The 12,406-nt window shown below is 69.5% G+C and carries 12 protein-coding genes; 5 read left to right on the top strand and 7 right to left on the bottom strand.

The window, feature by feature from the left end; genetic code table 11:
• Nucleotides 1–3: 3 nt before the first annotated feature.
• Nucleotides 4–855, top strand: coding sequence for a hypothetical protein (locus ACXC9Q_RS07160; RefSeq protein WP_457055668.1), 852 nt, complete (start codon nucleotides 4–6; stop codon nucleotides 853–855).
• A gap of 13 nt (nucleotides 856–868) precedes the next feature.
• Here ACXC9Q_RS07160 and cphA read toward each other — a convergent pair whose 3' ends face one another.
• The 6 genes from cphA to ACXC9Q_RS07130 all read right to left on the bottom strand — a co-directional run bounded on the left by cphA (nucleotide 869) and on the right by ACXC9Q_RS07130 (nucleotide 8,002).
• On the bottom strand, nucleotides 869–3,670 hold the full coding sequence (gene cphA, locus ACXC9Q_RS07155) for a cyanophycin synthetase (RefSeq protein WP_457055667.1): 2,802 nt from the start codon (nucleotides 3,668–3,670) through the stop codon (nucleotides 869–871).
• The gene (locus ACXC9Q_RS07150; RefSeq protein WP_457055666.1) at nucleotides 3,670–4,734 is read right to left on the bottom strand and encodes a cyanophycinase; all 1,065 of its coding nucleotides are present in this window, start codon (nucleotides 4,732–4,734) and stop codon (nucleotides 3,670–3,672) included. Before ACXC9Q_RS07150 ends, cphA begins: the two co-directional genes overlap by 1 nt.
• 42 nt (nucleotides 4,735–4,776) lie before the next feature.
• Nucleotides 4,777–4,953 carry a hypothetical protein gene (locus ACXC9Q_RS07145; RefSeq protein ID WP_457055665.1) on the bottom strand — a complete coding sequence of 59 codons (177 nt, stop codon included), beginning with the start codon at nucleotides 4,951–4,953 and terminating at the stop codon, nucleotides 4,777–4,779.
• A gap of 92 nt (nucleotides 4,954–5,045) precedes the next feature.
• The gene (locus tag ACXC9Q_RS07140) at nucleotides 5,046–5,939 is read right to left on the bottom strand and encodes a GNAT family N-acetyltransferase (RefSeq protein WP_457055664.1); all 894 of its coding nucleotides are present in this window, start codon (nucleotides 5,937–5,939) and stop codon (nucleotides 5,046–5,048) included.
• A 57-nt stretch (nucleotides 5,940–5,996) separates the two neighbouring features.
• A complete protein-coding gene (gene serB / locus ACXC9Q_RS07135) occupies nucleotides 5,997–7,214 on the bottom strand; it encodes a phosphoserine phosphatase SerB (protein WP_457055663.1) in 1,218 nt (405 codons plus the stop codon).
• A 53-nt stretch (nucleotides 7,215–7,267) separates the two neighbouring features.
• Nucleotides 7,268–8,002, bottom strand: coding sequence for a hypothetical protein (locus tag ACXC9Q_RS07130; RefSeq protein WP_457055662.1), 735 nt, complete (start codon nucleotides 8,000–8,002; stop codon nucleotides 7,268–7,270).
• Between the two features lie 87 nt (nucleotides 8,003–8,089).
• On the opposite strand from ACXC9Q_RS07130, the gene ACXC9Q_RS07125 reads away from it, so the two are divergent.
• The 4 genes from ACXC9Q_RS07125 to ACXC9Q_RS07110 all read left to right on the top strand — a co-directional run bounded on the left by ACXC9Q_RS07125 (nucleotide 8,090) and on the right by ACXC9Q_RS07110 (nucleotide 11,703).
• Nucleotides 8,090–8,872: an ABC transporter ATP-binding protein gene (locus ACXC9Q_RS07125; RefSeq protein ID WP_328521360.1), complete on the top strand. Its 783-nt coding sequence runs from the start codon at nucleotides 8,090–8,092 to the stop codon at nucleotides 8,870–8,872.
• A 72-nt stretch (nucleotides 8,873–8,944) separates the two neighbouring features.
• A complete protein-coding gene (locus ACXC9Q_RS07120; RefSeq protein WP_457055661.1) occupies nucleotides 8,945–9,484 on the top strand; it encodes an NfeD family protein in 540 nt (179 codons plus the stop codon).
• A gap of 167 nt (nucleotides 9,485–9,651) precedes the next feature.
• The gene (locus tag ACXC9Q_RS07115; protein ID WP_328521358.1) at nucleotides 9,652–10,818 is read left to right on the top strand and encodes an SPFH domain-containing protein; all 1,167 of its coding nucleotides are present in this window, start codon (nucleotides 9,652–9,654) and stop codon (nucleotides 10,816–10,818) included.
• A 138-nt stretch (nucleotides 10,819–10,956) separates the two neighbouring features.
• Nucleotides 10,957–11,703, top strand: a complete 747-nt coding sequence (locus ACXC9Q_RS07110; RefSeq protein ID WP_457055660.1) for a sulfite exporter TauE/SafE family protein — start codon at nucleotides 10,957–10,959, stop codon at nucleotides 11,701–11,703.
• Between the two features lie 18 nt (nucleotides 11,704–11,721).
• On the opposite strand, the gene ACXC9Q_RS07105 is transcribed toward ACXC9Q_RS07110, so the two are convergent.
• Nucleotides 11,722–12,372, bottom strand: a complete 651-nt coding sequence (locus ACXC9Q_RS07105) for a TetR/AcrR family transcriptional regulator (protein ID WP_457055659.1) — start codon at nucleotides 12,370–12,372, stop codon at nucleotides 11,722–11,724.
• Nucleotides 12,373–12,406: the final 34 nt, after the last annotated feature.

The raw sequence follows: 12,406 nt of genomic DNA, 5'->3' as shown, positions 1-12,406 counted from the left end.
GTCATGCGTTACCTGTGGTCGATTCCGTCCGCGGTGATCGCCTGGTTCGTGGCCGGGTTCTCCGCGACGTACCTGAAGGGATTGCCGGGCGGTACGACGCTGTTCGTGCCGCCGCGGATCGATCTGCTGGTGCTGGGCGGATTCGCCGGCGGCGTCCTGGCCGGGCTCCTGATCGCGCGGGTGCGCGCCGCCGTGCCGGTGGTCCTGATCGTTGCCGGGGGCATGTGGTGGCTGACCGGGAACAGCTGGTCGGACCGGTCGCTGGTGATCACGGTGCTGGTGGCAAGCGCCGTCGGCGCGTTCTTCGGCGCCCTGGGCTCCAGAAGCTCGGTGGTCGCGGCCTTCGCGCTCGCGCTTCCGGTCGCCTGGTACGCGATGCGCCCCGCCGAGCAGTTGAGCGAGTGGCGCTGGCAGTGGCAGCTGAACGGCCTGCTCATCGCGGCCGGTCTCGCGCTGCTGCTGTACGCGGCCTGCTGGCGGCGCGGATGGCGGTCGGCATCCTTCTGGTTGCCGCTGACGGCTCTCTACCTGGCGTCATTCGGAGTCGTGGACGCGGTCCAGGTGATCAGCGACTCGAGCGGCAAGCCGATGGACGCGGTCGGCGACGCCGCCACCGAGGCGTTCTTCCAGTCCTTCGAGCCACTGCTCCGCGAGTACTGGCCCTGGCTGGTCGTCGCCGCCCTGCTCGCGATCCCGATGGTCGCCCTCAAACTCCGCGCGCTCCCACCGCCACCACCCCCGCCGGATGCGTACGCCCACAAGTCCAACGACGCCGTACTCTCGGACGACCTCGACTGGATCGACCAGGAGGAGCCCCGACGCCGGCTCCTCCCGAGACGAGACCCGGTCAGCTAGCCGGCTCATCCGGTCACTCCACTGGTACGTCGGGCTCGTCCCCGGGCTGTAGGTAGTCGGGGTCGCCGCCTTCGTCGCCCGACCGGGCGCCGGCCTGGGCCAGGTGGGAGACGGATTCGAGCTCGGCCAGCACGGTCTGGTGCTGGTCGACGCACAGGATGACCAGGTCGCCCGGGTTGGACCGGCTGAGGGCGTGGCGGACCGCGGTCAACTCGTCCAGCACGGTGTCGACCTGGCGGCAGCGGGCGCCGGTGCCCATCGCGGACCGGACGCCGGCCTCGATCAGCGCAGCGGCCTCGCCGCGCTTGCGGCCGCGCAATCGAGCGTCCTCACGGATGATGACGACGTCGAAGTGCCCGGCGGCGACCTCACCCAGTTCGCGGATGTCGTCGTCGCGGCGGTCACCCGCGGTCGCGATCACCCCGATCCGCGACGGCCGGCCGAGCTCGGACGAGGCGCTCAGACTCTCGCCCAGCCGGTCGACGAAGTCGCCGAGCATCCGCATCGCCGGCGCGTTGTGGCAGTAGTCGACGATCACCGTCCGCCCGTCGACGTCGATCTCGTTCAACCGCCCGGGCGACAGATAGTACGACGTACTGAAGGTCCGCAGGCCTTGCCGGATGTCGTGCAACGGCGCGCCGGCCGCGAACGCCGCGGCCGCGGCCGCCATCGCGTTCTGCACGTTCATCATCGCCCGGCCACCGAATGTTGCCGGGAGCAAGTGTGTCCAAGCCAGCTGCATCGACCGCCGGCCGTGCTTGACCACGATCATGTCGCCGAGATCCGAACGCTCCAGCACGACCGCCCGGCCACCCCGCCGGCAGTGCCCCTCGATGTACTCGCGCACCTCGCTGCCCGGCTCGGCCATGCTGAACCACACCACCTGGCCGGAACACCGCCGCCGCATCTTCCCCACCAACGGGTCGTCCGCGTTCAGTACGGCGTACCCGGTCCGCGGCACCGCCTCGACGAGCACCGCCTTCACATCGGCGAGTTGCTCGAGGGTGTCGATCCCGCGCATGCCGAGGTGATCCGGCTGGATGTTGAGGACAACCGCCACGTCGTTGCGCTCGTACCCGAGCCCTTCGCGCAGGATCCCGCCCCGCGCGACCTCGAAGACGGCGAAGTCGACCCGCGGGTTCTGCAGCACCATGCGCGCTGACTTCGGCCCGGAAGCGTCCTGGCGGATCACCAGCCGCTCGTCGATCACGATGCCGTCGGTCGACGTCATCCCGACCTTGCGGCCGATGCCCTTGAAGACATGGCTGATCATCCGCGCGGTGGTGGTCTTCCCGTTCGTCCCGGTCACCGCGACGATCGGGATCCGGCTGGTCGCGCCCGGCGGGAACAGCATGTCGACGACCGGCTTGGCGATGTACTGCGGTTCGCCGATCGTCGGGTTTGTGTGCATCCGGAAGCCCGGTGCCGCGTTCACCTCGCAGATCGCGCCGCCGGTCTCGCGCACCGGCTGGGTGATGTCCGGGCAGATGAAGTCGATGCCGGCGATGTCGAGCCCGATCATCCGGGCCGCCTCCTCGGCGATCTCGACGTTCTCCGGATGCGCCTCCCAGGTCCGGTCGATCGAGATGCCGCCGGTGGACATGTTGCCGGTCAGCGTCAGCTTCACCATCACGTCTTCGGGCGGTACGTCGTCCAGCTCGAAGCCCTGGCTGCGGACGAGCTCCCGCGCGGCCGCGTTGACCGTGATCCGGGTCAGGATCTTCTCGTGGCCGACACCGCGCCGCGGGTCGGCGTTGGTGATGTCGACCAGCTCGGCCACGGTGTGGACGCCGTCGCCGACGACGTGCGCGGGCACGCGTTCGGCGATCGCCTCCATCCGGCCGTTGATGATCAGGCAGCGGTAGTCCTTGCCGGTGACGAAGTTCTCCACGATCACGAAGCCGCGCCGGGACTGTTCGACCGCGATCGGGAACGCTTCGCGCAGGTCGTCCGCGTTCTGCAGGTTCAGGCAGACGCCGCGGCCGTGGTTGCCGTCGAGGGGTTTGCAGACGATCGGGTACCCGATCTTGTGCGCGACCGTGACCGCTTCCTCGACCGTGCGGACCGACTCCGATCGCGGCACCGGCAGGCCGGCGGATGCGAGCAGGCGGGTGGTGAGGTCCTTGTCGCTGGCGATGTCGACCGCGATCGACCCGGTCTCGGACGTCATCGTGGCCCGGATCCGCTTCGCGTGCACGCCCTGGCCGAGCTGGACCAGGCTGGCCTTGTTCAGCCGGATCCACGGGATGTCGCGGGAGACCGCCTCGTCCACGATCGCCTGTGTCGACGGGCCGAATGCGGTCCGCTCGGCCCGCTTGATGAACTTCTCCAGCTCGGTGGTGAAGTCGAACTCCGGGTCCGGTTGCACCAGGTGGTTGACGAACCGGACGGCCAGCTCACCGGCGGCGAGTCCGACCGCCTCGTCGGCGTACGCGTAGGTGATGTTGTAGCGGCCCGGGACGCCCTTGACCTGGCGGGTCTTGCCGCGGCGCATGTCGTGGCCGGCCTCCTGCTGGAGCTGCAGCGCGACGTGTTCGGCGATATGACCGAGCCAGGTGCCTTCGTGCAGCCGCTCGATGAAACCGCCGCGACGACCGCGTGAGCAGTGGTGCTGGTCGAGCCGGGGCAGGTACTCGAGGAGCTTCTCGGAGAAGTCCGGGATGGCGTTCGACGGGAAGTTCTCCAGCGATCCCAGGTCGACGACCAGGTGAATGGCCGGGTCGTAGCTCCACACGTTCGGACCGCGGTAGACCCGGGTCTCGATGATCTTCAGGTCGGGGGCGGGGGTGCCGGTGGTCTCAGCTGGTGCGGCCATCAATGCAGCTCACTGTCTGGTTGCGGGGTGTCGGGGTGGCTGAGTTCGGCGCCGGCCGTGATCGGCTCGGTCGCCTCCGGTCTGGACTCCCCGGCGGCGGCCGGCCTGGTGGTCTTCGCCGTACGGCGCCCTGCCCGCCGCTTGTGCTCCTCGTAGTACCTGGGTGACACCCCCTCGGCGGCGATGTCCTTGGCCAGCTTGCGCAGGTCCGCCTCGGCGGCCTCGAGCTCGGCGATCTCCGCGGCCGGCGGCTGCGGGCCGTACGACAACAGGACCCGGTCCCGCAGGTCGAACGTCGCGGTCGCGGGCAGGACGTGCAGTACGACGCCGGACGCCAGGATCGGCTCGGATCGCTTGGCGTAGTGGGCGTTGGACGTGATCCGGCTGCCGTCGAAGATCGTCACCGCGCCACGGCCGACGACCTCGAGGTGAGAGCCGCGGACGACGGCCGCGGTGTCCTCGTCCACGCCGATGCCGAGCAGGCCGGGGGACTGGGCGACCAGTGACAGCAGCCGGCCGTACCGGTTCCGCTGGGCGAAGTGCTGGTCGACGATTGCGCCCTGGACCAGGCCGAGACCGCCGGCCAGCTGGCTCATCCGCTGCCGCGGGGTCGCCCCGGACCGGCCGAACGCGATCATGTGCTCGGCCAGGATGCTCGCGCCGGCCGACGTACCGCCGACCGCGGCACCGCGCTGGTGGGCGGCGGTGACCGCGCGGCCGAACCCCGTACCGGTGACGACGCCGGCGAGCTTGAGCTGGTTGCCGCCGGTCATGAAGATCCCGGTGGCGTCGTCCAGCGGCTCGAGGAACGCCGGGTCGTCGGCGTCCTCCCGATTCTCCGGACGTACGCCGACCACACTCGCGGCCCCGAGCGCGGCGAACAGGGCGCGGTACACGTCGATCACGTCGGGCCCGAGCGCGGACGCCGTCGGCACCACCACGATCCGCGCCTTCGCCCCACCCGCCGCCTCGACGAACTCCTGCAGCACCGTCCGCTTCTTCAGCTTGTCCTCGGCGCCACCAATAGCAAACAGAGCCCCCGGCCCACCCTGCACATCAGACATAGCCGAAGAATAGGTGCTGACCCCCGCCAACCCCCCAATCCGTCACCGCGGACGGAACACGACCCGCCCCTTGATCCGCCGCTCCTGGACGAGGTCGACCAGGTCGCGGTGAGTCAGGGCGAAGGTGTTCACCCGGACGAGCGCCTCGTGGGACTGGGGCACCGGATCAGGGACCCTCCGCAGTGCTACCGAGGATCCCGCCTTGACGAGGGCCAGCATGGTTCGACGGTACGGCAGGGATTGATGACGTAATGAGAGCGCTCTCACCCCGAAGTGTCAACCGCTCGTCACGGAACGGATCAGAAGCCGGATCAGAAGGTGCTGCGGTAGACCGTCGTACTGCGGCGGACGCGCATGCCGAGGTGTTCGTACATGCCCAGAGCGCCGGTGCCCGAGTGGGTCCAGAGGATGCAGGTCCGGCGGCCGAGCCGGTGGAACTCGGCACAGGTGTCGTCGAGCATCGCCCGGGCGATGCCCTTGTTCCGGTGATCCGCGCGGACCGCGAGCTGCTCGACGTACCCCTCGTTCGTGTCCGTCAGGTCGAGGGCGATCACGACACCGACGAGCTCGTCACCGGCGTACGCGAGGGTCGAGGCATTCGGCCGGAAGCTCGACCGCTCAACGGTCAGCCGGGCCCATTCGTCGTACGACTTCCGCCGCTGCTGGAACGCGGAGAACGCGTCCTGGATGAGCTCGTGGACAGCGCGGGCCTGCGTCTCGTTGTACGGCGTGAGCGTCAGCCCTTCGGGCAGGTCTCGCAGCACCGTTAGGTCCAGCGGACGCTCGAGCAACCAGTTGGTGGCGAGTACGTCGTACCCCCGCGATCGCAGCAGGACGGTGCCGGCCTTGTCCTGGTCGTCGACCGCCTGCGCCAGCCACTCGCTGCCGGCCTCCCGCGACCGCTGCTCGGCCCAGTCGAGCAGCGCCGTCCCGATCCCGAGCCCGTGGTACGACGGATGCACCTCGATCTGCGCGCGTTTGCCCAGATGCACCCAGGCCCAGCCGGCCAGCTCACCATCAGGTCCGTGGACGAGCAGGGTGTCCTGCTCGAGTCGCAGCTCCGGCCGCCGAAGGTCCGCCGCGACCTGATCCTGCACTGCCTCGGCTCGCCCGTGCCACTCGATCTCGGCTGCCGCGATGAGCTGGTAGATCGCGTCCGCGTCGTCGACAGTCGCGGGACGACTCGAGAATCCGGGTGGCACCATGCCTCGATCTTCCCGCACCACGGCCGGGATGCGCGGCGTTTTTGCACGTTCTTGCAATCAGGCCGGGTTGTCGGCGTCCGCGGCGTCGACTTCCTCGCGGCTGATGCCGAGCAGGTAGAGGATCGTGTCCAGGTAGGGGACGCTCAGGTGGGTGTCGGCGGCCGCGCGGACGACGGGTTTGGCGTTGAACGCGACGCCGAGGCCGGCGACGGCGAGCATGTCGAGGTCGTTGGCCCCGTCGCCGATCGCGACCGTCTGGGTCAGCGGCGTACCGGAGCGTTCGGCGAACTGGCGCAGGGCCGTCGCCTTGCCGGCCCGGTCGACGATCTCGCCGATGACGCGGCCGGTGAGCTTGCCGTCGGCGATCTCCAGCTCGTTCGCCTTGGCGTAGTCGATGCCGAGCTCGGCGGCCAGCTTGTCGGTGATCTGGCTGAACCCGCCGCTGACGATCGCGAACTTGTACCCGAGCCGCTTCAGCGTCCGCACCAGCGTCCGGGCCCCGGGTGCCAGCTCGATCGCGTCGTACACCTCGTCCAGCGCCGACACCGGCAGACCTTCGAGCCGGGCGACCCGGTGCCGGAGCGACTCGGCGAAGTCGAGCTCGCCGCGCATCGCCTGTTCGGTGACCGCGGCCACCTCGTCCTGCCGGCCCGCGTGGCCGGCGAGCATCTCGATCACCTCGCCCTGGATCAGCGTCGAGTCGACGTCCATCACGATCAGCCGCTTGGCCCGGCGGTACAGCCCGCCGTCCTGCACGGCGACGTCGAGGCCCTGCCGGACACCCTCCAGCGCGAGCACGGTCCGGAGCGCGTCCGGATCGGCACCGGAGACGGCGAACTCCATCGCGGTCACGGGGTAGCGCGCCATCCGGCTGATCCGGTCGATGTTCGCTCCGGTGTCGGCGATCCGGCCGGCGATCGCGGCGAGTCCGGCGGCGGACAGCGGACGCCCGATCACCGTCACCTGGCTGCGGCCCTTGCGGCGCGGCTCGTTGTCGCCGACACCTTTCTTCACCGAGATCTCGACGTCGAGGAGGCTCGCCAGCGCCTTGAGCTCTTCCTTCAGGTCCTTGTAGTCGCGCGGTGCGGACAGCAGCACCCCGAGCACCAGCCGGCCCCGCAGGACCACCTGCTCGGCGTCGATCACCTCGAGCCCACGGGTGGCGATCGTCGACAGTACGGCGGAGGTCAGCCCCGGCCGGTCGGTGCCGGTCAACGTCACCAGCACGGTCGGCCGCTCGGCGGCCAGCTTCTCGTCCTCACCCTGTCCAGTCATGGCAGCACGAACGCTACCCATATCGGATGACGTTGCGTTGCCCGGTCCAGATCTCAGGCATGAACAGGCGGATCGCAGGCCGCGACCAGAGCGCGACGCGCCGCGGCGGCGAGGTCGAGGAGGGCGCGTCGGCGCGCGTCGGCCTCGGCTCCGGTGACCGCGGCGCCGTCGTCCTCGAGTGCGGCGTCGGCGATCGCCAGGCAGCGCCTTGCGGTGGCGGCCGCCTTCACCGCACGCGGCTGGTAGCCGGGTGCAAGATCATCGTTCCGGCCGCTGCCGATCCGGCGGATGTCGATCAGCGCGTCCGCGACTTCCGGCTTCCAGCGCGCGACGTCGAGCGCGGCCAGTGACTCGGCCGCGTCGATCAACGCCATCCGCAGACCGCGATCCGCCTCGCCGAGATCGGCCGGCAGCGGGCTCGTCGCCGGCATCACGGACCACTGCACGGCCGGCCCGACGTACGCCGGAACCAGTCCGAGGTCGGCGCCCGTGAGTACGACGGCCTCGCCGGTTTCGAGCGCGGCCTCGTTGAAGGGCGGTGGACCGGCCAGCCCGATCGGATCACCCGGGACGGGCAGCGCGAGGTGGGCTTGGGTTGCTCCTGCGGCACGCAACAGGTTCAGCGCGACCGGCAAGGTGGCCGGCTCCGGATGCCCGGTCAGACCCGCGACGTGATGACCGACGTCGTCGCCGAGAATCTTCTGTGCGGCGGTGTCGGGGTCGCAGGCGCCGGTCAGCATCGCGTTCGTCCACACGGTGAACCGGACCGAGGCGGAGGTGGTCAGCACGCCCGACAGTCTCCCACCACCAGTCCGTCCGGACGACTCCGGCAGGGTGCGCGACGATCGCACGCGGGCACCCCGTAGGTTTTGAGCATGACTGCAGTGGTGGAGCTGGCCGGGGTGTCGATCGTTCGCGGTGGCGCGCGTCTGCTCGATGGGATCGACTGGACCGTCGACGAGGCCGATCGGTGGGTGGTGATCGGGCCGAACGGCGCCGGCAAGACGACCCTGCTGCAGATCCTGGCCGCCCAGATCCATCCGACCGCCGGTGTCGCCGGACTGCTCGGTGAAGTGCTCGGTGCCGTCGATGTCTTCGAGCTGCGGCCCCGCATCGGACTGACCAGTGCCGCATTGGCCGACCGGTTGCCCAGGAGCGAGCGTGTCTCGGATGTCGTGGTCTCCGCGTCGTACGCCGTACTCGGCCGCTGGCGCGAGGAGTACGACGAACTGGACCACCAGCGGGCCAAGGAGTTGCTGGCCGAACTCGGCATCGCGCACCTCGCCGACCGCACGTTCGGCACGCTGTCCGAGGGGGAGCGGAAGCGGGTCCAGATCGCCCGCGCCCTGATGACCGACCCCGAACTGATGCTGATGGACGAGCCCGCGGCCGGCCTCGACCTGACCGGACGGGAGCAGCTGGTCCGTTCGCTGAGCTCGATCGCGACCGCGGTCGGCGCGCCGGCGATGGTGCTGGTCACCCACCACGTCGAGGAGATCCCACCCGGCTTCACCCACGCGCTGTTGCTGAAGGAGGGCCGCATCGTCGCGGCCGGCCCGATGGACCAGGCCCTGACGGCCGAGACCCTGAGCGACACCTTCGACCTGGCCCTCTCCCTGAAGCAGGAGGACGGCCGCTACACCGCCCGCGCCCTCTGACCCGGGATCCCGCACCCCGGCTGACGCGTCCAAACATCTGCTTGGAGGCCCCAACGTGGATAGGCTTGGGAAATGATGGATTGGCTGCGGGACAACATGTGGGCGGCATGGCTGGCGATCGCCGCTGTCCTCGGTCTGGCCGAGTTGGCCTCGCTCGACTTCACGCTGCTGATGCTGGCCGCCGGTGCGCTCACGGCCGCCGGGGTGGCGGCGTTCTTCCCGGGACTGTTGTGGCTGCAGATCGTCGTCGGGTTGATCACCGCCGCGGCGATGCTCGGTGCCATCCGGCCGATGATCGTCCGCAAGCTCCATAACGGCACCGAGCTGAAGACCGGTTCGGCCCATGTGATCGGGCGGACCGGGACCGTGGTCAAGGAGATCCATCCCGACGGCGGCGGCTCGGTCCGGCTGAACGGCGAGCTCTGGACGGCCCGCCCGTACGACGAGGTGTCGACGATCGAGCCGGGGACGCGGGTCGAGGTGATGTCGATCGACGGCCCGACCGCGATCGTGTACCCGGTCGGCGAGCCGTTGCACCACGAGCTCAACAGCCCCGAGCCGACCGACAATCCGGCCCCGAACCCCAATCCCTCGGACCCACCGCAGAGCTGAGCTCAGGCCCCCCGGTTGAGTGGCCCCACCTGCGCAGTACTGTCGAATTGAGGGACGGCAGAGTACCTGTGCGATCAGGCAGCCGACGCGCCGGGAACCGGTACGCCAGGTGGACCGTCGATAGGAAAGACTGTCCGTCCTGAGGGTTCTGTCGAGTGGAGGGTCAAGTGACCGCGTTCCTCATAGTGTTGGCATTGGTCGCCTTGCTGGTGATCGTCACACTGGTTAAGTCCGTCCGGGTGGTGCAGCAGCAGACCGTCGGGATCGTCGAACGGTTCGGCAAGTTCAGGACCGGTCTGCAGCCGGGGCTGAACCTGTTGACGCCGTACGTCGACAAGGTCCGCTACACCATCGACATGCGCGAGCAGGTCGTCGCGTTCCCGCCCCAGGGCGTCATCACTGAGGACAACCTGATGGTGTCGATCGACTCGGTCATCTACTTCCAGGTGAACGACCCGGTCCGGGCGACGTACGAGATCTCCAACTACATCCAGGCGATCGAGCAGCTGACCATGACCACGCTGCGAAACATCATCGGTGGCATGGATCTGGAGCAGACGCTGACCAGCCGTGAGGAGATCAACGAGAAGCTCCGCTACGTGCTGGACGAGGCGACCGGCAAGTGGGGCATCCGGGTCAACCGGGTCGAGCTGCGCTCGATCGACCCGCCGCCGTCGATCCAGGACTCGATGGAGAAGCAGATGCGCGCAGACCGGGACAAGCGCGCCGCGATCCTCACCGCGGAAGGTATGCGGCAGTCCGCGGTCCTGTCCGCCGAGGGTCAGAAGCAGTCCGCGATCCTCACCGCCGAAGGTGACAAGCAGTCCCGGATCCTGCGGGCCGAGGCCGAGCGGCAGGCGCGGATCCTGAAGGCGCAAGGTGAGGCGCAGGCCATCACCACGGTCTTCAACGCGATCCACGCCGGCAAGCCCGACCAGGGTCTGCTCGCGTACCAGTACCTGCAGATGCTGCCGTCGATCGCTCAGGGCGACGCGAACAAGCTGTGGATCGTGCCGAGCGAGATCGGCGACGCGCTCAAGGGTCTGGGCAGTGCGGTCGGCCAGGTGGCCGGCATCCCGGCGAAGGCCGAGGGCACGTGGCAGGCGCCGGAGCTCTCCAACGGCGAGGTGCCGGAGCTGGACAGCACCGGGGCGACAACTGGTGCGCCGGCCGCGGCAGTGGCCGAGGCCGACAACGCGGTCCGCGAGGCGATCGCCGCCGCCGAGAACGCCGCCGTCGGCAACCGCGGCCAGATCCCGGTGACCCCGTCGATCACACCCCCGCCGGCCGCACCCTCCCAGGAGCCCCCGGCCGCCGAGCCCCCGCAACGCTGACCATCAGACAGCTCGACAACAGAACGCCTTCCCAGGCCCACCCTGGGAAGGCTTTCTGTTGTCCAACCAGGTGCTTGTTTGTTCAACGGACGGACTGGTGAGCGGGCGGTGCGGTCAGGTGCGTAAAGTCGGGCAGCGATGACATGGTTCGAGGCGCTGTTCGTCCTGGTGGCGGGGATGGGCGCAGGCACGATCAACGCCGTGGTGGGATCGGGTACGCTGCTGACCTTCCCCGCGTTGCTTGCCGTCGGCATCCCGCCCGTGCTGGCGAACGTCAGCAACACCATCGGCCTCGCCCCGGGCACGGCCGCCGGCGCGATCGGCTACCGACGCGAGCTCCAGGGGCAACGCGGCCGCATGATCAGGCTGATCCCGGCCTCCCTGCTCGGCGGCATCCTCGGCGCAGTGCTGTTGCTGACCCTGCCCGCCTCCGCGTTCCACGCCGTCGTACCGGTCCTGATCCTGCTCGGCTGCCTGCTGGTCGCGTTCCAGCCCTTGCTCTCACGGTGGATCAGCGTGCCGACGCACGTGCACCGGGGTGCTTGGTGGGTGATTCCCGCGGTGTTCGCGACCGGCGTCTACGGCGGGTACTTCGGTGCCGCGCAAGGCGTCCTGCTGATGGCGATCCTCGGCCTCGGCCTGGACCCGAACCTGCAGCGGATGAACGGCCTGAAGAACGTCCTCGCCACGGTCGTGAACTCGGTGGCCGCGATCCTGTTCATCATCGTCGGCGACGTCGACTGGCTCGCCGCCGGGCTGATCGCGGTCGGCTCGACCATCGGCGGCTTCGTCGGTGCCCGCTACGGCCGCCGGCTGCCGCCGATCGCGTTGCGCGCACTGATCGTCTGCATCGGCATCCTCGCCATCGTCACGCTGGTCTTCTGACCTGTAACCCCGCCATCGTCACGCTGGTCTTCTGACCTGTAACCCCGCCAGCAGCAGATCCAGCCCGTAGTCGAACTGCTCGTCGCCGCCGGTCGTCCGCGCCAGCTCCGGCGCGAGCTCGACCACCGACGGGAACTCGCGCGCCGACAGCGACTCCATCGTCGTCCGGAGCCGCCGCCAACTCTGCGGGTCCCGGCGCTCGGCGGCCATCTGGATCTCCCAGGACGTTGCCCCGAGCACATAGGTGAACAGCGTGGTGTGCGTCCGCGCCGCCGTCTGCGGGTCGAACCCGGCAGCGAGCAGTACGCCGAGCAGCCCCTCGGCCACCCGGGCGGTCTCGTGCCCGCTCAACGGCCGCCCCGCAAGTAGTTGCGCAAGGCAAGGATGTTGCAGCATCAGCAGCCGCAGCGACCGGCAGACCGCGCGGACCTGGTCGGGCCACGGCGCATCCTGCGGTACGGCGGGCAGCAGCCCCATCAGGTGATCACGCACGGCGTCGTACAGGTCGTCCTTGTTGCGGAAGTAGGTGTAGAGCGCCATCGGGCCGACCCCGAGCTCGGCGGCGACGCCGCGAAGGCTGAGCGCGTCCGTGCCTTTGCCCTCCATCAGCTCGAGCGCGGTGCGCACGATCAGGTCGGCGCTGAGCGTGTTGCGCGGCGTCCGCGCCATGTGACCCATCTCCCTTCGATGCTCTTAACGTACA

The organism is Kribbella sp. CWNU-51 (assembly GCF_054073265.1).
Note: the sequence above shows the minus strand (reverse complement) of the source record. Positions and strands in the feature narration are given on the sequence as shown.